The 23,909-nt window shown below is 62.7% G+C and carries 18 protein-coding genes, 2 tRNA genes, 2 rRNA genes, 1 pseudogene and 1 riboswitch (1 of these 24 running past the window's edge); of the genes and pseudogenes, 12 read left to right on the top strand and 11 right to left on the bottom strand.

Annotation, left to right across the window (positions count from 1 at the left end):
• Window positions 1-4: 4 nt before the first annotated feature.
• Together hisC and FBZ93_RS31740 are read right to left on the bottom strand one after the other, a co-directional pair.
• Entirely contained in the window at window positions 5-1,102 is a 1,098-nt protein-coding gene (gene hisC / locus FBZ93_RS31745) for a histidinol-phosphate transaminase (RefSeq protein WP_146991351.1), read from the bottom strand.
• A gap of 60 nt (window positions 1,103-1,162) precedes the next feature.
• Entirely contained in the window at window positions 1,163-2,026 is an 864-nt protein-coding gene (locus FBZ93_RS31740; protein ID WP_146991350.1) for a chorismate mutase, read from the bottom strand.
• A 186-nt stretch (window positions 2,027-2,212) separates the two neighbouring features.
• A riboswitch (SAM riboswitch) is annotated at window positions 2,213-2,292 on the top strand.
• An 84-nt stretch (window positions 2,293-2,376) separates the two neighbouring features.
• Between FBZ93_RS31740 and metX the strand changes: the two genes are divergently transcribed.
• The 3 genes and pseudogenes from metX to FBZ93_RS42005 form a co-directional block, all read left to right on the top strand.
• A complete protein-coding gene (gene metX, locus FBZ93_RS31735; protein ID WP_146991349.1) occupies window positions 2,377-3,582 on the top strand; it encodes a homoserine O-acetyltransferase MetX in 1,206 nt (401 codons plus the stop codon).
• Window positions 3,579-4,244: a methionine biosynthesis protein MetW gene (gene metW / locus FBZ93_RS31730; protein WP_074128739.1), complete on the top strand. Its 666-nt coding sequence runs from the start codon at window positions 3,579-3,581 to the stop codon at window positions 4,242-4,244. The genes metX and metW overlap by 4 nt, the downstream gene beginning before the upstream one ends.
• 332 nt (window positions 4,245-4,576) lie before the next feature.
• A pseudogene (locus tag FBZ93_RS42005) lies at window positions 4,577-5,137 on the top strand (G8 domain-containing protein); the annotation flags it as partial.
• A gap of 110 nt (window positions 5,138-5,247) precedes the next feature.
• Here FBZ93_RS42005 and FBZ93_RS41455 read toward each other — a convergent pair.
• The gene (locus FBZ93_RS41455; RefSeq protein WP_246667725.1) at window positions 5,248-5,430 is read right to left on the bottom strand and encodes a hypothetical protein; all 183 of its coding nucleotides are present in this window, start codon (window positions 5,428-5,430) and stop codon (window positions 5,248-5,250) included.
• A 58-nt stretch (window positions 5,431-5,488) separates the two neighbouring features.
• Between FBZ93_RS41455 and FBZ93_RS41450 the strand changes: the two genes are divergently transcribed.
• Complete coding sequence (locus FBZ93_RS41450; protein WP_433995460.1) at window positions 5,489-7,375, top strand: hypothetical protein; 1,887 nt, start codon at window positions 5,489-5,491, stop codon at window positions 7,373-7,375.
• Window positions 7,376-7,435: 60 nt separating this feature from the next.
• Here FBZ93_RS41450 and FBZ93_RS31720 read toward each other — a convergent pair whose 3' ends face one another.
• Together FBZ93_RS31720 and FBZ93_RS31715 are read right to left on the bottom strand one after the other, a co-directional pair.
• On the bottom strand, window positions 7,436-9,040 hold the full coding sequence (locus FBZ93_RS31720; protein ID WP_146991347.1) for a hypothetical protein: 1,605 nt from the start codon (window positions 9,038-9,040) through the stop codon (window positions 7,436-7,438).
• Window positions 9,041-9,047: 7 nt separating this feature from the next.
• Window positions 9,048-9,914, bottom strand: coding sequence for an alpha/beta fold hydrolase (locus FBZ93_RS31715; protein WP_146991346.1), 867 nt, complete (start codon window positions 9,912-9,914; stop codon window positions 9,048-9,050).
• A gap of 234 nt (window positions 9,915-10,148) precedes the next feature.
• Here FBZ93_RS31715 and FBZ93_RS31710 point away from each other — a divergent pair, with 234 nt between their 5' ends.
• Window positions 10,149-10,820, top strand: a complete 672-nt coding sequence (locus FBZ93_RS31710; protein WP_146991345.1) for a TIGR02594 family protein — start codon at window positions 10,149-10,151, stop codon at window positions 10,818-10,820.
• Between the two features lie 81 nt (window positions 10,821-10,901).
• Here the strand turns inward: FBZ93_RS31710 and FBZ93_RS31705 are convergent, their stop codons facing one another.
• The 3 genes from FBZ93_RS31705 to FBZ93_RS31695 form a co-directional block, all read right to left on the bottom strand.
• Window positions 10,902-11,831 carry a YARHG domain-containing protein gene (locus FBZ93_RS31705; protein ID WP_146991344.1) on the bottom strand — a complete coding sequence of 310 codons (930 nt, stop codon included), beginning with the start codon at window positions 11,829-11,831 and terminating at the stop codon, window positions 10,902-10,904.
• A 134-nt stretch (window positions 11,832-11,965) separates the two neighbouring features.
• The gene (locus tag FBZ93_RS31700; RefSeq protein WP_146991343.1) at window positions 11,966-12,748 is read right to left on the bottom strand and encodes an MOSC domain-containing protein; all 783 of its coding nucleotides are present in this window, start codon (window positions 12,746-12,748) and stop codon (window positions 11,966-11,968) included.
• Between the two features lie 56 nt (window positions 12,749-12,804).
• On the bottom strand, window positions 12,805-13,320 hold the full coding sequence (locus FBZ93_RS31695; RefSeq protein ID WP_146991342.1) for a GNAT family N-acetyltransferase: 516 nt from the start codon (window positions 13,318-13,320) through the stop codon (window positions 12,805-12,807).
• Between the two features lie 56 nt (window positions 13,321-13,376).
• Here FBZ93_RS31695 and FBZ93_RS31690 point away from each other — a divergent pair, with 56 nt between their 5' ends.
• The 3 genes from FBZ93_RS31690 (at window position 13,377) to FBZ93_RS31680 (ending at window position 17,484) form a co-directional block, all read left to right on the top strand.
• Window positions 13,377-13,940 (top strand): helix-turn-helix domain-containing protein, encoded by a 564-nt coding sequence (locus FBZ93_RS31690; RefSeq protein WP_146991341.1) that lies wholly within the window; start codon window positions 13,377-13,379, stop codon window positions 13,938-13,940.
• A gap of 191 nt (window positions 13,941-14,131) precedes the next feature.
• Window positions 14,132-16,783: an ATP-dependent chaperone ClpB gene (gene clpB, locus FBZ93_RS31685; protein WP_146991340.1), complete on the top strand. Its 2,652-nt coding sequence runs from the start codon at window positions 14,132-14,134 to the stop codon at window positions 16,781-16,783.
• A gap of 290 nt (window positions 16,784-17,073) precedes the next feature.
• Window positions 17,074-17,484, top strand: coding sequence for a hypothetical protein (locus FBZ93_RS31680; RefSeq protein ID WP_146991339.1), 411 nt, complete (start codon window positions 17,074-17,076; stop codon window positions 17,482-17,484).
• 4 nt (window positions 17,485-17,488) lie between these two features.
• On the opposite strand, the gene FBZ93_RS31675 is transcribed toward FBZ93_RS31680, so the two are convergent.
• The 3 genes from FBZ93_RS31675 to FBZ93_RS31665 all read right to left on the bottom strand — a co-directional run bounded on the left by FBZ93_RS31675 (window position 17,489) and on the right by FBZ93_RS31665 (window position 20,466).
• Window positions 17,489-17,746 carry a hypothetical protein gene (locus FBZ93_RS31675; protein WP_146991338.1) on the bottom strand — a complete coding sequence of 86 codons (258 nt, stop codon included), beginning with the start codon at window positions 17,744-17,746 and terminating at the stop codon, window positions 17,489-17,491.
• An 80-nt stretch (window positions 17,747-17,826) separates the two neighbouring features.
• Window positions 17,827-18,189, bottom strand: a complete 363-nt coding sequence (locus tag FBZ93_RS31670) for an SPW repeat protein (RefSeq protein WP_146991337.1) — start codon at window positions 18,187-18,189, stop codon at window positions 17,827-17,829.
• 213 nt (window positions 18,190-18,402) lie between these two features.
• Window positions 18,403-20,466, bottom strand: coding sequence for a M23 family metallopeptidase (locus FBZ93_RS31665; RefSeq protein WP_146991336.1), 2,064 nt, complete (start codon window positions 20,464-20,466; stop codon window positions 18,403-18,405).
• 1,004 nt (window positions 20,467-21,470) lie between these two features.
• On the opposite strand from FBZ93_RS31665, the gene FBZ93_RS31660 reads away from it, so the two are divergent.
• The 4 genes from FBZ93_RS31660 to FBZ93_RS31640 form a co-directional block, all read left to right on the top strand.
• Window positions 21,471-22,959: ribosomal RNA gene (locus tag FBZ93_RS31660) — 16S ribosomal RNA — on the top strand.
• Between the two features lie 210 nt (window positions 22,960-23,169).
• Window positions 23,170-23,246 (top strand) — tRNA-Ile (locus FBZ93_RS31655).
• Window positions 23,247-23,281: 35 nt separating this feature from the next.
• A tRNA-Ala gene (locus tag FBZ93_RS31650) sits at window positions 23,282-23,357 on the top strand.
• A gap of 395 nt (window positions 23,358-23,752) precedes the next feature.
• Window positions 23,753-23,909: ribosomal RNA gene (locus tag FBZ93_RS31640) — 23S ribosomal RNA — on the top strand; it runs 2,683 nt beyond the window's last position.
• Together the 16S and 23S rRNA genes with 2 tRNA genes alongside form the textbook arrangement of a ribosomal RNA operon.

Below are 23,909 nucleotides of genomic sequence, written 5' to 3'. Positions count from 1 at the left end.
GATGTCACTTTCCGGCCAGGAAGTCGCGCAGGCCCTCGACCACGAGGCGGTTGGCTTCCTCGGTGCCAATGGTCATGCGCAGCGCATGCGGCAGCTTGTAATTGTTGAGCGCGCGCAGCACGAGGCCGCGCCGCGTGAGATAGGCGTCGGCTTCCGCGGCGGTCTTGCCCTTGTCGGTCGGGAAGTGGATCAGCACGAAGTTGGCGACGCTCGGCGTCACCTTCAGCCCGAGCTTGCCGATCTCCTCGGTCAGCCAGTTGCGCCATTGTTCGGTGTGGGTGCGCGACATCTGCACATGCGCGGTGTCCTCGATCGCCGCCACTGCGGCGAGCATCGCCGGCGTCGTGACGTTGAACGGACCGCGGATCCGGTTGCAGGCATCGACGATATGCGCCGGGCCGAACATCCAGCCGATCCGCAGCGCGGCCAGGCCGTGGATCTTCGAGAAGGTGTGCGTCACCACCGTGTTGTCCATGGTCGCGACCAGCTCGATGCCGAGCTCGTAGTCGTTGCGCGAGACGTAGTCGGCGTAAGCCGCGTCGAGCACCAAGAGCACGTGCGAGGGCAACGCAGCGCGCAGCCGCTTGACCTCGTCGAACGGGATGTAGGTGCCAGTCGGATTGTTCGGGTTGGCGAGCCAGACCAGTTTTGTGCGCGGCGTCACCACCTTCAGGATGGCGTCGACATCGGCGGTGAAATTGGCTTCGGCCGCGATCACGTTCTTCGCGCCGTTCGCCATGGTGGCGATCGGGTAGACCAGGAAGCCGTGGGTGGTCGAGATCGCCTCGTCGCCGGGCGCGAGATAGGTGTGGGCCAGGAGATTGAGGATCTCGTCGGAGCCGGCGCCGCAGATGATGCGGTCGGGATCGAGCCCGTAGGCGCGGCCGATCGCCTCGCGCAGCACGCGCGAGGTGCCCTCCGGATAGTCCTCGAGATGGTCAGCTGCAGCCTTGTAGGCCGCGATCGCCTTCGGCGACGGTCCGAACGGCGTCTCGTTGGCGGACAGCTTGAACACCTTGCGGCCCGGTTCCGGCACCGGGCTCTTGCCGGGCGTATAGGGCGCAATATCGAGGATGCCGGGGTTCGGCACGGGGCGGGACATCATCTACTCCGGGTGTACAGACGGCCAGTTCTGACTTCAGGTCCTGCTTCAGGTCTTGCTTCAGGTCCTGGCCGATCCGTTAGAGGGCACCGTATAGCGCGTTGCGTGGCTGCCGACGAGGGCCGAAGAACGTACCGAGGCGCCGGCCTTGATCAAAGCGAGCTTGATCTTCTCGAAACCCTTGTTCTCAAGGTCTTGTCCGGCGACCGAGACCAGCAGGGCCGCGCCGTCGAAGGCGGTGTCGGGGACCGCGACGATCTCGGCGAGCGGCGCCAGGGCGCGGGCGACGTCGGCGTTCCAGCCGGAGACCCGCACGCTCCAGGTCTGCACCTCCGTCACCATGGCGTCGTCAGCGACCCGCGAGATCAGGAACACCGGCAGCGCGGCGGGATGGTCGGCGCGCTCGAGGAACGGCAGCCGCGCGATGATCTTCGGCGCGCCATCGGCCTCCAGCGCATTCCACCACGGCGTGCGGCTCGCGATTGCGGAGACCAGCGCGAGGTCGCCCCTCGATTTCGCCACCGCCTCGACTGCGGCCTGGGCGCTGAAATGCGACACGTAGGGCACCACGAAGCCGAAGTGAAACCGCGCCGAGTCGCGCATTGCCGACTCGCCGACCGAGACATCGGCATGCACGGCGAATGGCGCCTGCACGTAGGTGAAGGTCGAGATGATGACGCGCCAGATGCCCTCGATGGTGTCGAGCGGGAGAATGCCGCGATGGCGCTGCACCAGCTCGCGCATCATGCTGGCCTCGCGCGCCGGGCGGAACGCCGAGCCGACCTCCTGGGTCTTCTTGACCTGGATCAGGCGGTCGATGATGTCACCGCGCGCCATCAGCAGGCGGTGCACCTGCTCGTCGATCGCATCGATCTCCTTGCGCAGCTCCTGCAACGAAGGCGGCGACGGGGGTGGGTTGGACATGCTCTCAAACCTTGTCGTCCGGGCGGCCCGATGCCGTACCGGACAGGGTCCCTGATTAGGAAAGACGGGCAGCGAAAGCAAAGAGAAACGTCGCAGGCGTGCCCTGCGCATTCGGTTAACCATCGGCACCCGGCAAGGGGACGTTCGCTGGCCGCCTTGACGGCGGGGGGCCCGGGGACTAGGTTCCTTCCACTCCGTGGTCATTTGAGCCGGCCGGCTTGCAGCCACGTTAAACAACTCGCTAAACAGGCCGGGGACAGATCAGCTCCCGGCCGAACCTTGTTCAGGCCGGGTTTTTTATGGCCTGATTTTCTGTTCGAGCCCTCCCGCGCGGAGGCAGGGTCGCCTAGATGAGCAACGTGCGTCCGATACCGAGCCCGCAAACCCAGAGCGATGATCGCGCCCATGAGGCCGATCATCCGTCGTCATTGGTGGCGAAGTTCGGCATGGACCAGCCGCTCAAGCTGGATTGCGGCGTCGATCTCGCACCGTTCCAGATCGCTTATCAGACCTATGGCGAGCTCAATGCCGAAAGGTCCAACGCGATCCTGATCTGCCACGCGCTGACCGGCGATCAGCACGTCAACAACATCCATCCCGTCACCGGCAAGCCGGGCTGGTGGGACACCATGGTCGGCGCCGGCAAGCCGATCGATCCCGACAAATACTTCATCATCTGCTCCAACGTGATCGGCGGCTGCATGGGCTCGACCGGCCCTGCGTCGCTGAATCCTGCGAACGGCAAGGTGTGGGGGCTCGATTTCCCGATCATCACCATCCCCGACATGGTGCGCGCGCAGGCGATGCTGATCGACCGGCTCGGCATCACGACGCTGTTCTGCGTGGTCGGCGGCTCGATGGGCGGCATGCAGGTGCTGCAATGGACCGCGGCCTATCCCGAGCGTGTGTTCTCGACACTCGCGATCGCCTGCTCGACGCGCCACTCGGCGCAGAACATCGCGTTCCACGAGCTCGGCCGCCAGGCCGTGATGGCCGATCCGGATTGGCGCGGCGGCCGCTATGTCGACGAGGACACCCATCCGCATCGCGGGTTGGCGGTGGCGCGGATGGCCGCGCACATCACCTATCTCTCGGATGCCGCGTTGCATCGCAAGTTCGGGCGCCGCATGCAGGATCGCGAGCTGCCGACCTTCTCGTTCGACGCAGACTTCCAGGTCGAGAGCTATCTGCGCTACCAGGGCTCGTCCTTTGTCGAGCGCTTCGACGCCAATTCCTATCTGTACCTGACCCGCGCGATGGACTATTTCGACATCGCCGCGGACCATAACGGCGTGCTGGCGAAGGCGTTCGCCGGCATCAAGACGCGCTTCTGCGTGGTGTCGTTCACCAGCGACTGGCTGTTTCCGACCTCGGAATCGCGCGCGCTGGTGCACGCGCTGAATGCGTCGAGCGCGCGGGTGTCGTTCGCCGAGATCGAGACCGACAGGGGACACGACGCCTTTCTGCTCGATGTGCCCGAATTCCTCGAAATCTCCCGTGCCTTCCTGCTGGCCGCAGGCAAGGCGCGTGGACTGAAGGACGGCGGCCAGTCATGAGCATGCAGCAGACACTGCCCTTGCCGGGCGTCGCGCCGGAGCGGACCGGCGGCTATCGCAGGGATCATCTTTTGGTCGCCGAGATGGTGCGGCCGGGCTCGCGCGTGCTCGACGTCGGCTGCGGCGACGGCGAATTGCTGCAGCTGTTGGAGAGCCGCGGCATCGACGGCCGCGGCATCGAATTGTCGCGCGAGGGCGTCAACGGCTGCGTCGCCAAGGGCCTCGCGGTGGTGCAGGGCGATGCCGACACCGACCTCGTCAACTATCCCGACGATGCGTTCGACTACGTGATCCTGTCGCAGACCTTGCAGGCGACGCGGCAGCCCAAGGTGGTGCTGGAGAACCTGCTGCGGATCGGCCAGCGCGCCATCGTCTCGTTCCCGAATTTCGGGTTCTGGAAGATGCGGCTGCAGCTTTTGATCGGCGGCCACATGCCGCGCACCGAGAATCTGCCGGCGAGCTGGTACGACACCTCCAACATCCATTTCTGCACCATCAAGGACTTCGTGGAGCTCTGCGAGCAGATCAACGTCAAGATGGAGCGCGCGGTGGCGCTCGATCTCTACGGCCGCCCGGTACCGCTCAATCTGCCCTGGTGGGTGTGGAACATGTTCGGCGAGCAGGGCGTGTTCCTGCTCAGCCGCGGCGGGAAGGGCAAATAGCCATCGCCGTCGTTGCGAGGAGCGAAGCGACGAAGCAATCCATCTCTCGGCATACTCGGATGAATGGATTGCTTCGCTCCGCTCGCAATGACAGGCTACACCGGCACTGCCACCAGCGACCGCGGATCGCACCGGCCCAGCGGCTTGCCTTGACCCGCGCCATGAAGCATTCCATCACTCCGTTGAATCGTGCCGGCGCTTCAACCTCTGGCTTTTCTGACCGGAAGTGCCGTGCGAGAATGGATCGGGCTGCGCAAGGCGACGAACATCCATGACGGGTTGATGACGGTCGTTGCAAGCTGACGTGGAATGCCCAATTGCTGGGGAATGCAATGCGAACGGGTTTATCGATTGCGCTGGTGCTTGTTGCGGCACTGGCCGCAGTCTTTTGGGCGGCCGATTTGATCACCCTCGATCGACACCAGCCGCATCACCTGGCGCAACTGCATGGCGCTTGCGACACGCAGTCGTCTGAACATGCCGCGGGTCACGTGCAGGATCTGGCGCGCCATCGCGAGCATTCGGCGGCACTGGACCTGGTGGCCCTGTGCTCGGAGACCCATGTCGCCGTGAAGTCGGGCGATTGGAGCGCCGCATCGACCTGGGCAGAGGGCAAGCCGCCCGCCGTCAATGCAAGGGTCCGCATTCCATCCGGGCTGACGGTCAAGATCGATCGGGAGATCCGAGCCAAGATCGACTGGATCCGTGTCGATGGAGCGCTGGTCTGGAGCACCGATCAGGCAAGCTCCGTGAATGTCGGAACCATCGTCGTCACCCCCGAAGGGGCGCTCGAAATGGGGACCGAACAGCATCGCGTCTCAAAATCCGTCGTCGCAAAGCTCACCTTTGCCGCACGAACGTTCCGGGATCGCAAGCGCGATCCGTTCGACATGGCGGGCGGACTGATTTCGATGGGCGCCATCCGGATTCATGGTGCCGAAAAGACGGCATGGAAGATACCGCAGACCCAGCTGCTAGCGGGAACGGCGGTATTCAAGTTCGATCAGCCACCGTCGAACTGGTCGGTCGGCGATGAATTGATCGTGCCGGGGACCAGCGACGCAAACAACGAGGACGAAACGCCGGTCATCGTCAGCGTCGATGGCGAGCAGGTCGTGCTCGATCGGCCGTTCAAATATTCGCATCTGACGCCGGACGGCACGTCGGTTCCCGTTGGCAACCTCACGAGGAATGTCCGCATTGCCTCCGAGGTCGCTGCGCCTTTGTCGGCGCGAGGCCATATCATGTTTTTGCATCGGCAGACCGGTGTGGACATTGACGGCGCCGAATTCCGCGACCTCGGCCGAACTGATGCGAAGCGGGCGCAGACCGTGCCGGATCTCGATGACACCGGAAATCTGATCCCCGGATCAGACGACAATACCGTCGGCCGATACGCGCTTCATTTCCACGTCGTCTCAGGCGCGCGCATCGATATTCCGCCTCATGTCGTACGCAACTCTGTCGTGAGGGGAAGTCCAAAGCACGGCATCGTCAACCATGGCGGCCATCTCCTGGCGCAAAACAACGTGACGTTCGCGATCGCGGGGTCGCATTTCTTTGCCGAGAACGGCACGGAGATCGGAGCTTTTCGACACAATCTCGCAGTCCGGTCGACCGGATCAGGCGAAGATCTCGTCAGTCGAATGGGGATCTTCGACAACGGCCATCAGGGGCATGGCTTCTGGATGCAAAGCGCCGGCGTCCGCGTAACGGACAATTGGGCCTTTGGGCACGCCGGGGGTGCGTATGTCGTGTTCGGCTATTCGTTCGCGGAAGGAAACAGCCGTACCTGGTTCGACGCGCACAATACCGACAATCGCGTCAATGCCGATCCGGACGGCCGCATCTCGACGTCGGACGTCGATCTGTATTTCGCACGCAACTACGCGGCCGGTTCGACCGACGGCGTGGAGATCTGGAATCACAAGCTGCTCGCGCCGCATCCTTCCCAGAGCCTGATCGAGGATGTCACGGTCTGGAACGTCAGCCGGCATGCGCTCTTCATCCCCTACGTCCGGGACACCCTCATCCGAAATGTCTACGCCTATGGCGGCGAAGGCCACATGAACACCGATTTTGCGATCGGGGGAAATTCCCAGACCGAGAACATCACCTTCCAGAACGTCTCGGCCGAGCGGTTTCCCACCGGATTGCTGCTGCCGAGGCGCGGCATCAACACCGTCGACGGTGCGTTCCTCCGCAATCGGACCAACATCGTGATCGAATCGGCGAATCGTCCGTTCCGCATGGTCACCCTCAAGAATATCCACGTTCCATCCGAGGGAGCGACAACGAACCTCGATCTGAAGGATATGGCCGTGCCGGCGAATGGCGACATCGCCATGCTCTTTGAACACGACCGGATTCTCTGGACCAATGCCGGCGGCAAGACGCTCCAGTTGTACTTCGGATCCCAGAACGAAAGCTTCGTCCCCTTTGCCGACAAGGGGCCGGCGGATCTCAGGGGACTGACCAGCGGGGAGATCAAGGCGCGATTTGGCCTCGCGTTTGGCGGCCAGCTCGCGCCGAACGATGCGAAGCCGCTGCCGCGCAGCAACGCAACGATGGCTTTCGTCGATGCGGACAGTCTGGCGCCGACGCCGAAGGAATTGGAGTATGCGCAAAATCCCTCGAACGAACTCTATCCCTTGGCGGGACAGCACATCGTCAACACGGAAGACCAGGCTGTAAAGAGCCGTTGGACGGTCGCGGACGGAGTTTCCGGCCCCGAGCGTCCCAACTTTGTCTTCGTCAAGAAGACCAGCCCAAAGCTGATTGTCCATCCCTTGCTTCGCAAGCTGGAAATTCACCCTGATGACGTGCGCTACGGCTATCGGCTTGAGGGAATCGTCGCCGATATGGTCGGCAACCGCATCACCGAAATGGCGTTCATACAGGACTTCCCGCAGTTGCGGCCCGACGAGCAAGGCCACATCGCGCTCGACGTGAAGTTTCCGGATCCGGCCGGGGACATGACGTCGCTGCCACTGTCGCTCACCGTGACGAAACAGGCGGTCAGGCGCGGAAAGAATTACGAATTCTACAAGCAGGCGCAATATTGCGGGAAGTGCAGTTTCGACGCGGAGATGGAAAGCGACATACGCGCGATGTTTCCTCAGGCCCAGTGACGTCGATGCGCAGGTGCGGACCCGCGTCGATCGTGGCGCGTCTTAGGTAAAGCGCCGGCGCTATTCGAGGGAATAGCGCCAGGACGTCAGGCGCTGATTGTAGTTGAGTTGTGCCGGATTGTAGGTGTTGCCGGCGTTGAAGAACTCGAGCTTCGGCACCGAACGCATACCGTTCTTGTCGGGTTGTGCGACCGAAATGCCATATCCAGGCCCGAAGGGCGTCGGCAGGTAGACCGGCTCGGAGAAGGTCTGGAGGTCTTTTGACCAGATGACGCCGATCTTGGAATAGGTCATCGCGGGGTCGTCGTCGCGGGCGTTGGCGAAGATGACGAATTCTCCATTGTCGAGACGGGTCATCGTCATGGCATGGATGTGGCACGCGCTTTGCGGCCGGTAGCAAGGATGCTGCGGGTCGCTAAAATATTGCGGGAAGTAGGCCGCAAGGTCGGGCACGATCACGCTGCCGTCGCGATAGAGCTTGAACGTCCGTGAAAAGCGAATGTTCGACGCCACCTTGTTCGTGGCATCGACCCCATCGAGGTCGGCGCTGCGCACGATCGAATAGATCGCGTGCGACTGCTTGTCCCAGAAATGCGCCAGCGGGTAGCGGTCTGCCCCGAACAGGCAGCTGTCGCCGTGGTTCGCAGGATCGGTGACGGTGTCCGTCGTAGCATCGCTCCATCGCGCGGCGAACGATCCGCCATAACGTCCCTCAAAGGCGGCGACGTTCTTGTAGACGGAATAAGTCACCTGATTCTCCGGGCACGGCGTGTAGTTGGCGAGCACGGTCAAAATGCTGATGCTGCCATCGTCGCGGATCGCGACATGCGGATATTCCGGTGCGTAGGCGGGAGAGGGATATTCGGCGATGAGTTGCTTCGGCATCCACGGCCCGGTGTATGGCGGAAGTATCTTGATGATTTCGAGCCGGTGGCTTCGCGCAGGTCCACCGGTCCCATATCCGGCGATCACGATTTCGCCGGTAGGGCCCATCGCCCCTCCGAGGTAGCTAAGAAGCTCGTCACCACGGTTCTCGAATGTTGAAAGCAAGGTCCATGGAGCGGGACCCGGAGATTTCGGATCGAGCGAAAGCAGTTGGACGATGGAGCGGTGATCCTTCGCACGGACCCAGTAAGCGACCAGCAGCCTGGTTCCATCGCTGAACAACAGCGGGGGATGATAGGCGAGTTCGGCCTGAAAACCCGCCGGCGCGAAGGCGTGCCCCATATCGAGGGAATCGGAGAACGTCGTTCCGTTTCTCAAAATTTCGACGCAGTACAAGCCTGGATTGGCAGGATCGCAAGGGGCGAAAATCGGCGCATACTGATCGCCGTCGATGACGGCGATCATTGGGCTCATCACGGCCCAGCCGATCGGGATCGAGGGTTTCGCCGTCCCATCCCGGAGATAGGACGAGTCCGCCGCAGCGCCGGCGGCCTGCCATTGCATTTCCTGAACGAGGCTCTGGGCGCAGACGGCGGTGGCGACGGTGGCAAGCCCAACCGCAACGATGCCGATCAGTAGAAGGTAGCCTGCTCTCATGGTTCGCCCGGCGCCGCGCCAGCCTTGACGGAGTTTTCCTCCGCCAATTCCGGAAGCAGACTGCTCGCGCTCGCCGCGTGCATCGTGCGGGCGCTGGCTGCGTCCGCCGCCCAGCCATGACACGGGATAGTCATCCTGCCACCAGCGACCGCGGATCGCGCACCGGCCAGCGGCCGGCCTCGACCAGCGCGATGAAGCGTTCCACCATCTCGTTGAACAGCGCCGGCTCCTCGAGATTGAGCACGTGACCCGACTTCGGGAAGAACGACAGGCCGGCGGCCGGCAGATGCTGCTTCAGGAACATGCTTGGTGCGATGCAATTGTCGTCCTCGTCGCCGCACAGGATCAGCGCCGGCGTCGCCGCGCGCTTGATGGCGTCGGTCATGGTGTAGATCGAGGGCCGGCCGCCCTGGAAGCTGCGCATCGTGTTGGCCGAGCCTTTGGCGTCGTGGCGGGCGAGCGCGGCGTAGAAATCGGCATGGCCGCGCGGGTCCTTGACCAGGAACGGAATCCGGCTCGGCGCCTCGCGCGTCACCTTGGCGACCTCGACCGAGCCGATCGCCTCGTATTGCTCGGCATTGGCGCGGCACTGCGCGCGGAAGGCATCGAGATTCTCGAGGCTCGAGCCGGAGCCGACCGCGGCGAGCGTCATCGACAGCGCGCGCTCCGGCGCATTGAGCGCGACCTGCAGCGACGAATAGGAGCCCATCGAGAGGCCGACGAAATGCGCTCTTGCGATGCCGAGGTGGTCGAGCACCGCGAGCGCGTCGGTGTAGAAATGCTGGTAGGTGTAGACGTCGGCACTCGCGGGCACGTCCGACGGCGTGTAGCCGCGCGCGGAATACGCGATGCAGCGGTGGCCGCGCGCGAAGTAGCGCAACTGCGGTTCCCAGTTGGTGTGATCAGCCGCGAACTCGTGCAGGAAGATGATCGGGGTGCCGCTGCCGGCCTCTTCAAAGTGCAGGCGGACATGATCTTTCGTGGTGGCGTAGGGCATTGAAATTCTCCTCTCATTGGCCGGCCCCAGATTTGCAGTTAATTTTCGCGGCTGCAATGCGGCAGTTCTGGTTCCTTTCTCGTCATCGAATCAGCGCGGAATGACCCAGAAATCGTTTTCCTGGCGTCACATGAAATCTTCCTCTCGCCACATCCCGATTTTCAAAACCATCGTCGCATTCCCCGGGGGAATGCGACGGGGAGTTGGGGGGCGTTACAGAGGATCTCGTGAAGTATGGTTCAGTTGCTTGCGTATCGCCGGTCGCTTCGTGTTTTGGCGCTGGCCCTGTGTTCGCTCACGCTCGCCGTGATCTCCGCCGCTCCGGCATCCGCCCGTCCGCACCATCAGCGTCACGCGCATTCGGCCCACACCGGCCATCACGTGCGGCACTATGTCCGTCATCACGTCAGGCACACCGCGCGGCTGTCGCGCGCTGAGCGCCGTGCACAGTTGCAGGAGGCGGGCCGCTTTACCGATGCCAATGCGGTCGAGTTGCCGGGCAACGCTGAGGCCGTGCCCAACACCGGCGGCGTGAGCATGGCAGGCGGCTTCGGCTCGTCCGGCATCGTCGCCACGGCGCGCCGCTATCTTGGCGGCGGCAACCCGACCGGCCGCTCCAGCCTGTGGTGCGCGCGCTTCATGAACATGGTGCTGCAGCAGACCGGCCATCGCGGCACCGGTTCCGACATGGCGAGTTCGTTCGCCAAATACGGCACGCGCGTTTCCGGGCCGCAGGTCGGCGCCATCGCCGTGATGGGCCGCCGCGGCGGCGGTCATGTCGGCATCATCACCGGCGTCGATGCCAAGGGCAATCCGATCATGATCTCGGGCAACAGCAGCCACCGTGTCCGCGAGGTGCCGGTCTCGCGCGGCCGGATCTACGCCTATGTGATGCCGGCGAACTGAGGCGGGGCTGCCACCTCTCCCCCCGGGAAATGCGGCAGAGGTGGTCACGCGCGGCGAGGCCAACCGGCGCTGCTGGCCAGCTCACTTCTCGTGTTCTTTCGCCTCGATCGTGTCGACGTTGGTGGCCTCGAGGTTGCTCAGCGGGACTTCGACCGCAGCGGGTTGATACCAGGCGAATTGCGAGAAGTAGTTTGCGAGCACCTGATCCTTGAAGAACCGGCCATGCCGCGCGAAAATCTCGTTTCGTGCGATGCGCAGCTCGACCGCCGACATGTCTTTGAGATCGGCTTCACTCAGAAATCGTCGATCGGAATCAGGAAAGAGAAAACCGTCATGCGCCTTGGCGCGCTGCGTGACGGAGACTGGTACGGCGGGCGGCGTCGTGCGCCCGACCGTGGTCTGATCGTCCGATGCGCCCTTGACCACGGTATGTTCGAACGCGGGCCCGACGGTCCAGACGGCGAGCGCCAACGCTGCGGCGGCGACGCCTGCGCCGTACGTCCAGTAGCGCCTGATCGGTGAAACTTCGCGCAGCGGCGATCGCCCGGCTTCATTCAGGACCTCGTTGATCGTGTCGATCAGGCGGGCCATGTGCATGCGAAAATCCTGCCCCGAATCGACCCGGGCAGCGTTGCAGAAGTGCAGGAAGCGAAGCGATTCCGGCAGCTCGGCTGCCTCCGGCATGGTTGCGCCGTTCACCAGCAGCGGCAGCAGCGTCTTGTTGTGCTTCAGCGCCGTCTCGATCTCGAAACGCACGGAGTCGGCGGGATCCTCCAGACGCGTGGGTTTCCCATCATCGGTCTTGCCGATCCAATGCGGACCGATCACGGCGATCACGACGTCGCAGGCGATGATGGCCTTGGCGATCCGATCGACGAAGTTGGCGCCGGTGCGAATGCTGTTGACGTCGAAGAATACGGATTTCTCGCCGTACTTCTCGATCAGATGGTCCGCGATGCGGCCCGCTGTATCCTGATCGACCCGCCGGTACGAAACCATGATCATGCTCATGGCAACCCCGTGCAATTAATTTCGACAAATTTGCTGCAATTCAAAATGTCGAGTGAAGTCTATTGCACGCAACCGAACATTGCAATGCGATGCGCGTTGATGCGGTGTTCAAGGAATACGGAACCCGACGTGATTTACTGCGGTTCCGCGGCAATCGTGTCGCCGACCGCCGCGCCGCCATCGCCGATGATCTCGGCGTAGATGCCGCATTCATTGTTGCCGAAGCGCTGCATCAGCGTGTTCGGGACCGAGAGGTCGCGCGCGCCGGTATCGGAATCGACATTGACCGCGGCACAGCGTGTGATCCGCTTCACAACCTTGGCCCGCGCACTGCCGATCGCAATGGTCTGGTCGAGCAGGTTGGCTTCATGCCAGGCCGGCCAGCCCTCGACATAGAGGTTGGCGCGGAAGCGCAACGGATGCACCGGCGCCTGCACCATCTCCTCGATCGCCCGCAGGCTCGCCAGGTTGATGATCGAGACCACCTTGCGCGGCACGTCGGAGAAGCTGTGGCCGGGGCTGACCAGCACCTTGGGCGGTCCCTTGATCTGTCCGGCATGGCGATCGGCGAAATAGCGCTCGATCGCCGCGCGCCCGGCCTCGGTCTCGAGATCGCCCTGGGCAACCATCGCGCCGTCCCGGCGCAGCGTCAGCACATGGTTGTCGTCGTCGAAATGGGCGCGCAGCGGCGCCAGCCATTCGTCCCGCTGCAGCATCAAGAAATGCGGCTTCGCCAGCCATGTCGGCGCGGCCGGATCGAAGCCACTTGGGCCGTTCTCGATCGCGTAGCGGCGATCCGAGCGCAGCGTCTCGCCGACCTTGAGCTCAGCGCGGGGCAGGGGCTCGGGCGTCAGGCCCTTGACGGGGTAACGGTAGATGCCGGTGATCCGGGCGGAGGAGGCGTGTGCGTTGTCCATGCGCCCGCTCTAGCCTGTTTGGCGGGCGAGGAGAACCGCCGCCAATGCCACGGCAGCTAGTCGGGCCGCGCTGCGCCGGGCGAGTCCAGCAACCGTTGCATGAACACGAGCTCGAGCCAGCGGCCGAACTTGCGGCCGACCTCCGGCATCCTAGCGACCTCGACGAAGCCGGCCTGCGCGTGCAGCCGGAGCGAGGCGGGATTGCCGCCGTCGATGCCGGCGATCATGACGTGCTTGCCGAGCGCGGTCGCCGCGGCGATGAGCTCGTCGACGATGACACGGCCCAAGCCGCGGCCGCGGTGATCAACATGGATATAGACGCTGTGCTCGACGCTGTACCGGTAACCGGGGAACGCTCGGAAGTCGCCGAACGTGCCGTACCCGAGCACCACAGGCCCTTCGGCCGCGACCAGCACTGGATAGCCCAGCGCCAGCCGGGCCTGCATCCAGGCCAGCCGCTCGGCCTCGGAATCCTGCTTCCCCGTCCAGATCGCGTTCGAGTTGGCGACCGCCTCATTGAAGATCGCGGTGATGGCGGGGATGTCCTGCTCGGTTGCGGGGCGGATAATCATCGGTCTTCCTCGACAAGCCTCTTGAACGGACCCGATCGTCTACTATATAAGACGACATGTCAATTATAGAAGACAAGGCCGATGAAGCTCTCGGGCGACGGGTTCGCGCCGAACGGGAGGGGCGCGGCTGGTCGCTGGCGGATCTCGCCGGACGGGCAGGCGTGTCCAAGGCCATGCTGAGCAAGATCGAGCGGGCGGAGGCAAGCCCGACGGCGGCGACGCTGTCGCGGATCGCCACGGCCTATGGCCTGACCATGGCCGCGCTGTTCGAGGTTGCCTCAGCCGGTTCCCGCCTGCAGCGGGCCAAGGATCAGCCGGTGTGGCGCGATCCCAAGGCCGCCTATGTGCGGCGGCAGGTATTCCTGCATCCGGCCAATCCGCTGGAGCTGGTGGAAGTCGAGCTGCCAGCCAACCAGGAAGCTGGCTTCCCCGCCAGCGCCTATCACCTGATCCGTCAGGTGGTGTGGGTGATCAGCGGCCGTCTCGTCTTAATGGAAGGGACGGAGCGCCACGAGCTCGCCGCGGGTGACCGCGTCGAACTCGGGCCGCCGTCGGACATCGTCTTCCGTAACGAAACTGCTCAGCCCTGCCGCTACCTTGTCGCCATCGTGCGGCGCTGAGCTCCACCGGGCGAAATCGCAGATTGTGGCTCTTCCGTTTTGGAACCAAGTGCCCACATCTGCGGCAAGCCTGAAAAATGATGGCGACGACCAGAGGCTGGTTGAGGAACGTCAACGCGGCCCGCGGAAACCCAATGAAGATGCCGGAACCATGCCTGAATGGGTGGTGACGGCAGGCCGAGGGAAAACGAATGAACTTTGAGAAGTACACCGAGCGCGCGCGCGGATTCATCCAGTCTGCCCAATCGCTCGCAATGCGCGACGGTCACCAGCAGTTCTCACCGCTGCATCTCTTGAAGGTGCTGCTGGACGACAATGAGGGGCTCGCCGGCGGTCTGATCGATCGTGCCGGTGGCAATTCCAGAGCGATCCTGAAATCCACCGAAGAGGCGCTGAACAAGCTGCCGAAGGTCTCGGGCAACGGTGCCGGACAGGTCTACCTGTCGCCGGAGCTGGCGCGCGCCTTCGATGCGGCGGAAAAGGCGGCCGACAAGGCCGGCGACAGCTTTGTCACCGTCGAGCGGCTGCTGCTCGGGCTCACGCTCGAGAAGGGCAGCGAGGCCGCGAATATCCTGAGCAAGGGCGGCGTCACGGCGCAGAACCTGAACGCGGCGATCGAAGCGCTGCGCAAGGGCCGCACCGCCGACAGCGCGACCGCGGAGAACGCGTATGACGCGTTGAAGAAATATGCCCGCGACCTGACCCAGGCGGCGCGCGACGGCAAGCTCGATCCCGTCATCGGCCGCGACGAGGAGATCCGCCGCACCATCCAGGTGCTGTCGCGGCGAACCAAGAACAATCCCGTCCTGATCGGTGAGCCCGGCGTCGGCAAGACCGCGATCGTCGAGGGCCTGGCGTTGCGCATCCTCAATGGCGACGTGCCGGAGAGCCTGAAGGACAAGAAGCTGCTGTCGCTCGACATGGGCGCCCTGATCGCCGGCGCGAAATATCGCGGCGAGTTCGAGGAGCGGCTGAAATCCGTGCTGCAGGAGGTCTCGACCGCCGAGGGCGGCATCATCCTGTTCATCGACGAGATGCACACGCTGATCGGCGCCGGCAAGACCGACGGCGCGATGGACGCGTCCAACCTGTTGAAGCCTGCGCTGGCGCGCGGTGAGCTGCATTGTATCGGTGCGACCACGCTCGACGAGTACCGCAAGCATGTCGAGAAGGATGCGGCGCTCGCCCGCCGGTTCCAGCCGATCTATGTCAGCGAGCCGACGGTCGAGGACACCATCTCGATCCTGCGCGGCCTGAAGGACAAATACGAGCAGCACCACGGCGTGCGCATCACCGACTCCGCGTTGGTGGCCGCGACCACGCTGTCGAACCGCTACATCACCGACCGCTTCCTGCCCGACAAGGCCATCGACCTGATGGACGAGGCGGCGGCGCGGCTGAAGATGCAGGTCGATTCCAAACCCGAGGAGCTCGATTCGCTGGATCGCGACATCATCCGGCTCAAGATCGAGCAGGAGGCGCTGAAGAAGGAGAACGATGCCGGCTCCAAGAGCCGCCTGCAGGCGCTCGAGAAGGAGCTTGCCGGGCTCGAGGAGCGGTCGACCGCGCTGACGGCGCGCTGGAGCGCGGAGAAGAACAAGCTCTCCAACGCCCAGAAGCTGAAAAGCGAACTCGATGCGCTCCGTGTCGAGCTGGCCAATGCGCAGCGTCGCGGCGAATTCCAGAAGGCGGGCGAACTGGCCTATGGCCGGATCCCCGAGCTGGAGCGGAAGCTCGCCGACATCGAGGCGCGTGAAAGCAGCAAGCCGAACGGCGGCGAGATGATGGAGGAGGCGGTCACCGCCAACCACATCGCGCAGGTCGTTTCGCGCTGGACCGGCGTGCCGGTCGACAAGATGCTCGAGGGCGAAAAGGACAAGCTCCTGAAAATGGAGGACAGTCTCGCCAAGCGTGTCGTCGGCCAGGCCGAAGCCGTGCGTGCGGTGGCAACCGCCGTGCGCCGTGCCCGCGCAGGCCTGCAGGATCCGAACCGGCCGACCGGCTCGTTCATGTTCCTGGGGCCGACCGGTGTCGGCAAGACCGAGCTGACCAAGGCGCTCGCCGCTGACCTGTTCAACGACGAGACCGCGATGGTCCGCCTCGACATGTCCGAGTTCATGGAGAAGCACTCGGTCTCGCGGCTGATCGGCGCGCCTCCCGGCTATGTCGGCTACGACGAGGGCGGTGCACTGACCGAAGCCGTTCGGCGGCGGCCCTACCAGGTCGTGCTGTTCGACGAGATCGAGAAGGCGCATCCCGACGTCTTCAACGTGCTGTTGCAGGTGCTCGACGACGGCCGCCTGACCGATGGTCAGGGCCGCACCGTCGACTTCCGCAACACGCTGATCATCATGACCTCGAACCTCGGTTCGGAACTCCTGGTGAATCAGCCGGAAGGCGAGGACACCGCTGCGGTCCGCGATCAGGTGATGGGCGTCGTGCGGGCGCATTTCAGGCCGGAATTCCTGAACCGCATCGACGAGATCATCCTGTTCCACCGCCTGCAGCGGAACGAGATGGGCCGCATCGTCGAGATCCAGTTCGCGCGGCTGACCAAGCTGCTCGAGGATCGCAAGATCGAGCTCACGCTCGATCCAAAGGCGCGGGATTGGCTCGCGGAAAAGGGCTGGGATCCGGCGTACGGTGCCCGCCCGCTGAAGCGGGTGATCCAGCGCAGCGTGCAGGATCCGCTGGCCGAGATGATCCTCGCCGGCGAGGTCAAGGATGGCGATCACGTGGTGATTTCGGAAAAGGGCAACGTGCTGACCTTCAACGGTCAGGTGTCCAAAACCGCCGAGATCGTGCAGTTCGATGCCCCGGTCTCGAAGCGCAAGCTGAACTGAGCATATCTACAGCGAAACCGGATGCGGCCTGGCGACAGGCCGCATCCGCGCGATAATCGACGGGCCGTGCGTGACGAGGTTCCTGTCCGGCGGCCCGATTCGTGTCCCGGTTTTAATGAAACGCCGGTCGACGGCGTTCGTTTTCCTCATGAATGATCGGCTGGCGTGGCAATGTTCCGCGCAGCTGCAAAGGGACGTATTTGGCGCCAATCGCATCGCTGATTTGCGCGACACCTTGCATCATCCTGCAAAGCCACGCCGCCGGTCGCCCTCAGCAGAAGGCGAATTGCATGAGCAGAGAACTCATTGCCCATAACCGGCCCGTCTATGACGATCTTCATCCCCGCGTTTACGGCACAGCCGCAGGCTTGGTCGGATGGTTCGTGCTGTCGGCCTGGATCTTGTTCGACCGCCAGAGTGAGGTCGAACTGTCGCTGATGTTCGTCACCGTATTGCTGTTTGTCGCGGTGCTGCTGCCGTGGCTGCTCTCGCAGATCTGGCGGAGATACGACCATCGGCACGATCCGCATCCGCGGCCGATTCCGTTTGGCGAATGGCGGAGGGGCGAATTCGCGGTCTGGGGCAGCACGATCAACAGCACCCATGCGACGATCGACATGCTGCTGCCGCTCGCGGCCGTCGCCTTCGGGCTGACCGCGATCGGGATCGTTTTCCTGATCTGCGCGAGCCTCGCGCCGTAAGCTTTCATTCCGGCGGGGCGATGGGCGGCGAGGGTTCGTCGTCCTCGGCGGATTCGAGCTCTGTGAGGATGTCGACCAGCTCGCGGGCGCGGCCCGTGGCCAGCGGCCTGCCGTCATTCATCAGCGGCTCGTCATTGGCGAGCCACGCCTGCGCTTCGGCAAGCTCGGCGACCGTTGCCCCGGATGCGATGATTCGCGCAATCGTGACGTCGTCGGCGTGGCTGACGGCTTTCAGCACGTCGTCGCGGGTGAGTTGGGTCATGGTTGCATATCCTCATTGGGCAAAGGCTCTTACCCGCCGGCCATCCCGGCCAGCGGGTAAGGGTGGATGAGTTCGAAGTCTCAGCTATGTGTGGTGAGCCGGGGCGGATGCTGGGACATCACCCAGAGCTCGATCGCCGCAAGGACCGCGACTGCGATGCCGATGACCACGTGCACGGTCGTCGCGGTGGTGGTTCCCTGGAAACCAAGGACCCACGGCGAGACCAGCGCCCAAAGCCCGACGATGAGGTTCAGCCACTCCTCCCAGACCGCGAAGGCTGCGAGCGCGGCGATCGCAAGGACCGCCATCGCAATGCCGACGATGTGGGCGTTGGCGGAGACCGTTCCGCCGTCGAACTTGAACAGCCACGGCGACAGGAAAAGAATCGCGCCGAGGATCAGGTTTGCGACGTCACACAGTTTTGCGTTCGTCCAGTTCTCCATGACTCCCTCCATTGGAGGTTTCACTGTCGAATCAACTGGATGACCGCCGTTCGGGTTCCCGTCTTGTTCCGCGAAATTTGGTGGATTCCGAGGGGTTTTGGCGGAAATCGCTGCCGCCGCACATGTCCGGCGCGCGTGTTTCGACGCGGCAAATCGGCTTCCAAGGGAAGCGCAGCGGCGACGTCAGACGGCCCGTGTGGCCCGGGGGAATAATCAGCGGTTGGTGATGGAGCGCGTCTGCGAGGTCGAGCTCGTGGCGTCCGAGACGATGCGCGAGCTGCCGCGGCTCGACATCTGAGCTTCGATCCGGTCGCGCTCCTTCTCGAAGTTCGCCAGCATCGGGCCTTCCAGCGAGCGGCCGCGCGGCAGTTTCACGCGCATCGGATCGACGAATCGGCCGTTGACCAGGATTTCGTAGTGGACGTGCGGGCCGGTCGACTGGCCGGTCGAGCCGACGAAGCCGATCACCTGGCCCTGCCGCACCTTCTTGCCGATCTCCATGCCCTTGGCGAAGGCCGACATGTGGCCGTAGGCCGTCTCATAGCCATTGGCATGCTTCATGCGGATATATTTGCCGTAGCCGCCCTCGTATCCGACCTTTTCGAGCACGCCGTTGCCGGATGCGAAGATCGGCGTGCCGTAGGCGGTGGCCCAGTCGACGCCGGTGTGCATCTTCACATAGCCGAGGATCGGGTGGCGGCGGCCGCCGAAGCCCGAACGCATGATCGCGTTGTTGACCGGCTTGCGCACCAGGAACTTCTTCGCGCTCTTGCCGGTCTCGTCATAGTAGTCGACGAGGCCGTCGTCCGAGCTCTGGAATCGGTAGTATTTCTTGGTTTCGCCGCCCACGGTCAGCGCGGCGTAGAGCACTTCGGTCTTTTCGGTGCTGGTGACGCCTTCATCCTCGCCGGCAAAGAACACGTCGAACGAGTCGCCGGGCTGGACCTTGCGTTGGAAATCGACGTCGTAGGAGTAGATCTTGACCATGTCTTCGATGACGGTCGGCGGCACCTTGTTGCGCAGCGCGGTTTCGTAAATGCTCTGATAGAGCCGCACGCCGCTGCCATCATCCTCGTCATCGTCGCTGGAATTGTCGGCGGTGTCGGTCGTGGTGTTCATGCTCTGCACGTCGACGGCGACATATTTGCCGAGATCGGACAGGGCGGCGACGGCTTCGACCACGGAATCATTGGCGACGATCACGCGATAGGGTTGCAGCCGGGCGCCCGGAGCCGCCGGCGCCATCAGGATCCGCACCTTCTGGCCTTCCTTCAGGCCGCCGTCGCGGCCGCGCGGGCCAAGCGTTGCGGCAATTGCTTTCGCCTCGTCGGGCGTCGCGCCCTGATCGCGCAGGATCGAGGTGATGCTGTCGCCCTTCTTGACGAGGTGAACCCGTTCACCGACCGGATTGCCGCCGGTGACCTGCTCTTTGGTCTTCGGCAGCAGGGTGACATTCTCCGGCACCACGCGGGTCTCGAAGCCCGCATAGGGGTCGGAGGTGTTGCCCTCGGTGGCGTAGGCCATCCGCATATCGGGGCCGGCGCCGGTGGCATCGGCTGCGGCATTGGCGAGCGAAGCATAGCGCACCGAGTTGCCGGAGCCGCGCCAATTGGCGGCGTCACGGACCCGCATCAGGATGTCGTCGAGCCCGACGCCTGCGGCGAGCTTGGCTTTCGGCAGCACCGTCCCGAGATCCTTGGTGACGAAAGAGACCTCGGCGTCGGGCTCGGCGGCGGCCGCCGCATTCGGATCCTCGGCCGCAGCCGGCGTGTCGGAGCCGACATCGGTCAGCAGACGCTGCGCGTTGAATGGCGGTATCTTGGACGACAGATCGCTCGTGGTCATCGAGAGATTGCCGGAAATTCGGATGAAGGGCCTGACCCTCATCACGTCGCGGTTGCCGACGCGGGTCACGGTCGAGACGCGCACCAGGCTGCGCGAAGCGGAGTTTTCGCTGGGCGGCGGCAGGCGGTCACCCTTGTGCAGGCTGACGACGCGATCATTGCCGTTGAAGGCGCCGCGCAGCGCGCCTTCGACGCGCTCCGGCACCTTGGCGAAGGTCATCTCGCCATCGAGCGAGGCAAACACGGCGCCGCCGATCAGGGCCGCGCCACATAGTCCAGTGAGGATGGTGCCGCTAAACCATTGTACGGAGACACGGCGGCGATCGATCACCGCGGCCTCGGTGCCGTCGACTGAAAGCGGCGGTTCGTGACCGAGATCGATCATCCCGGTCTCGCGCCCAATGCCGCTTCCGCGTGACGCCCGTTGGCTCAACCCGATATCCCCCCAAATTCCAGCAACTGCGATTGACCTCTGCTCGTCCTCATCTCCGCCTCGCTCCCTCGGAGAGGGATTTCGGCGGTGTGGCGAGCCACACGCATCGAAGTCGAAGAGACGAAGGCCATTCGCTGGCCGCACTCTCGAACGTCAATGGTGTGCAGATCTCTCGATATTGCTCGGCCGCGTAGGGAAGAGGCGACGGGTTCTCGAAGAAATCGCCTGGTCCCCCTGAAAAACCACCCGAGCCCCCACAGGTTTCGAGCGGTTCATTGCATTCGTTATAGCGAGAACGTCGCAGGATTGTGGCTCAAGTGCGGCATTTAGGGTGGAAAAGTTTCCTGAAGCAGGTGGGGGCCGTCGTCCCGCCTGGAGCGGCTTGGAACCCGCTCCGAGGGGTCTGACGGGCCCCCCGGCGACAAACTTTTTTTCAAGTTTTTTACCACGTGGGTTGGGTGACGGATTTTTACCTCCGACCTAAGTCACGGAAAGCATGAGAATTTCTTCGCACTGCACAACCGATTTTGGCGTGCGACGATTTGTTGACAATGGCCGTTGACAATCCGGAGGGGGGCGGACTATAAACCAACCACTGAGCGCGGCGCCGCCGGGTCACTGACCAAGGCGAGCGAACGCGCCTCTGATGCTCCTCACTTAGATGAGTGACACAACAGCCGACATAAATCGGTTGAGGTTCACTGTCTGCCGGTGAAGGGTAGAACCACCCTCTAAGGGTGTGGGGTCGTCTGATCCCGGGCTGTTTGACAAGTGAAGATGAAGAAAGAGAAACGTGGACGGCGGAGTCCTTGCGTCTCTCGGAATACTCGAAAGCTTCGGCTTTTGACTTCTGGGAGTGGACGAAAGACTTCGGCGGTACACGTTTAAAGGTTACACCATCGCTGCCAACGATGTGAATCGCAGGCGGCTCGTTGACTTCGGTCGACGAAGAATGGTGGGACCTCGTCAAACGTTGTGATCAGCCGGTTCAAAGGTTTCAAGTCCAACTTGAGAGTTTGATCCTGGCTCAGAGCGAACGCTGGCGGCAGGCTTAACACATGCAAGTCGAGCGGGCATAGCAATATGTCAGCGGCAGACGGGTGAGTAACGCGTGGGAACGTACCTTTTGGTTCGGAACAACTGAGGGAAACTTCAGCTAATACCGGATAAGCCCTTACGGGGAAAGATTTATCGCCGAAAGATCGGCCCGCGTCTGATTAGCTAGTTGGTGAGGTAATGGCTCACCAAGGCGACGATCAGTAGCTGGTCTGAGAGGATGATCAGCCACATTGGGACTGAGACACGGCCCAAACTCCTACGGGAGGCAGCAGTGGGGAATATTGGACAATGGGCGCAAGCCTGATCCAGCCATGCCGCGTGAGTGATGAAGGCCCTAGGGTTGTAAAGCTCTTTTGTGCGGGAAGATAATGACGGTACCGCAAGAATAAGCCCCGGCTAACTTCGTGCCAGCAGCCGCGGTAATACGAAGGGGGCTAGCGTTGCTCGGAATCACTGGGCGTAAAGGGTGCGTAGGCGGGTCTTTAAGTCAGGGGTGAAATCCTGGAGCTCAACTCCAGAACTGCCTTTGATACTGAAGATCTTGAGTTCGGGAGAGGTGAGTGGAACTGCGAGTGTAGAGGTGAAATTCGTAGATATTCGCAAGAACACCAGTGGCGAAGGCGGCTCACTGGCCCGATACTGACGCTGAGGCACGAAAGCGTGGGGAGCAAACAGGATTAGATACCCTGGTAGTCCACGCCGTAAACGATGAATGCCAGCCGTTAGTGGGTTTACTCACTAGTGGCGCAGCTAACGCTTTAAGCATTCCGCCTGGGGAGTACGGTCGCAAGATTAAAACTCAAAGGAATTGACGGGGGCCCGCACAAGCGGTGGAGCATGTGGTTTAATTCGACGCAACGCGCAGAACCTTACCAGCCCTTGACATCCCGGTCGCGGACTCCAGAGACGGAGTTCTTCAGTTCGGCTGGACCGGAGACAGGTGCTGCATGGCTGTCGTCAGCTCGTGTCGTGAGATGTTGGGTTAAGTCCCGCAACGAGCGCAACCCCCGTCCTTAGTTGCTACCATTTAGTTGAGCACTCTAAGGAGACTGCCGGTGATAAGCCGCGAGGAAGGTGGGGATGACGTCAAGTCCTCATGGCCCTTACGGGCTGGGCTACACACGTGCTACAATGGCGGTGACAATGGGATGCTAAGGGGCGACCCTTCGCAAATCTCAAAAAGCCGTCTCAGTTCGGATTGGGCTCTGCAACTCGAGCCCATGAAGTTGGAATCGCTAGTAATCGTGGATCAGCACGCCACGGTGAATACGTTCCCGGGCCTTGTACACACCGCCCGTCACACCATGGGAGTTGGTTTTACCTGAAGACGGTGCGCTAACCGAAAGGGGGCAGCCGGCCACGGTAGGGTCAGCGACTGGGGTGAAGTCGTAACAAGGTAGCCGTAGGGGAACCTGCGGCTGGATCACCTCCTTTCTAAGGATGATCCTTCAGCGAGCTCACGCTCACTATCGGATCGTTTTAGAAACATTCAGGGGCCAACAGTTTCAGGATTGTTGAGCTCCATTGGCGGGATTTCGCCGTCTTCGTTTCTCTTTCTTCGCGGACGAACACGCGCCAGGGGCTGAGCGCTGTGCGATGCATCGACTTCGCGTCGGTTGCGCGCCGGCATGTCTCTCGTGTTAGGGGCTTGTAGCTCAGTTGGTTAGAGCGCGCGCTTGATAAGCGTGAGGTCGGAAGTTCAAGTCTTCCCAGGCCCACCATTTTGATCGAGTGCGGAGCATTCGTCTTCTGGTACGGGGCCATAGCTCAGCTGGGAGAGCGCGTGCTTTGCAAGCATGAGGTCGTCGGTTCGATCCCGTCTGGCTCCACCAGATGGAATTGAAGCTCGAGAATGCCTCGTTCAATCGTCCGCGAAACATCACTTCGCACTCATTGGTCCGGATGGACGGTGACGTGCGTGTTTTCTGACATCGTAAAGAGGAGATCGATCCGAGTTTGGATCTGCGAAGCAATTCGCGGGTACCATTCCTAATCTCCAGATCGTTTTCGGCGCTCGCTCATCGCAAGATGATCGAGTTGTAAAACGATCTTTGTAGCGAAGCTTGACCGCCTCGCTATCGGGCCGATCTTACGAAGCAAGCTGGTCTTTCTAGTCAATGTCCGGCTGTGCAATCGCATTCATCGAGGATGCGCGCCTGGGACTTCGGTCTTTGGGCAGTTACACAGACAACATTCTGCCGAGTGTGTGGACATTGATAATGAGAGCAATCAAGTGCCTTAAGGGTGTTCGGTGGATGCCTTGGCGCTGAGAGGCGATGAAGGACGTGCTACGCTGCGATAAGCCGTGGGGAGCTGCGAAGAAGCTTTGATCCACGGATTTCCGAATGGGGAAACCCACCTTCGATAGCCGGAACTCCAAGACC

The organism is Bradyrhizobium macuxiense, from assembly GCF_007993935.1.
GTDB lineage: Bacteria > Pseudomonadota > Alphaproteobacteria > Rhizobiales > Xanthobacteraceae > Bradyrhizobium > Bradyrhizobium macuxiense_A.
This window is presented reverse-complemented; position numbering and strand designations above follow the sequence as displayed.

Excerpts from the sequence above, each read along its gene's own strand:
- FBZ93_RS31705 (WP_146991344.1), bottom strand. The coding sequence starts at position 11,831 with ATGAGCATGATCATGGTTTCGTACCGGCGGGTCGATCAGGATACAGCG.
- FBZ93_RS31710 (WP_146991345.1), top strand. The coding sequence starts at position 10,149 with ATGGTTCAGTTGCTTGCGTATCGCCGGTCGCTTCGTGTTTTGGCGCTG.
- metW (WP_074128739.1), top strand. The coding sequence starts at position 3,579 with ATGAGCATGCAGCAGACACTGCCCTTGCCGGGCGTCGCGCCGGAGCGG.
- hisC (WP_146991351.1), bottom strand. The coding sequence starts at position 1,102 with ATGTCCCGCCCCGTGCCGAACCCCGGCATCCTCGATATTGCGCCCTAT.
- FBZ93_RS31715 (WP_146991346.1), bottom strand. The coding sequence starts at position 9,914 with ATGCCCTACGCCACCACGAAAGATCATGTCCGCCTGCACTTTGAAGAG.
- FBZ93_RS31670 (WP_146991337.1), bottom strand. The coding sequence starts at position 18,189 with ATGGAGAACTGGACGAACGCAAAACTGTGTGACGTCGCAAACCTGATC.
- metX (WP_146991349.1), top strand. The coding sequence starts at position 2,377 with ATGAGCAACGTGCGTCCGATACCGAGCCCGCAAACCCAGAGCGATGAT.
- FBZ93_RS31700 (WP_146991343.1), bottom strand. The coding sequence starts at position 12,748 with ATGGACAACGCACACGCCTCCTCCGCCCGGATCACCGGCATCTACCGT.
- FBZ93_RS31690 (WP_146991341.1), top strand. The coding sequence starts at position 13,377 with ATGTCAATTATAGAAGACAAGGCCGATGAAGCTCTCGGGCGACGGGTT.
- FBZ93_RS41450 (WP_433995460.1), top strand. The coding sequence starts at position 5,489 with ATGTTTTTGCATCGGCAGACCGGTGTGGACATTGACGGCGCCGAATTC.
- FBZ93_RS31740 (WP_146991350.1), bottom strand. The coding sequence starts at position 2,026 with ATGTCCAACCCACCCCCGTCGCCGCCTTCGTTGCAGGAGCTGCGCAAG.
- clpB (WP_146991340.1), top strand. The coding sequence starts at position 14,132 with ATGAACTTTGAGAAGTACACCGAGCGCGCGCGCGGATTCATCCAGTCT.
- FBZ93_RS31695 (WP_146991342.1), bottom strand. The coding sequence starts at position 13,320 with ATGATTATCCGCCCCGCAACCGAGCAGGACATCCCCGCCATCACCGCG.
- FBZ93_RS31675 (WP_146991338.1), bottom strand. The coding sequence starts at position 17,746 with ATGACCCAACTCACCCGCGACGACGTGCTGAAAGCCGTCAGCCACGCC.
- FBZ93_RS31680 (WP_146991339.1), top strand. The coding sequence starts at position 17,074 with ATGAGCAGAGAACTCATTGCCCATAACCGGCCCGTCTATGACGATCTT.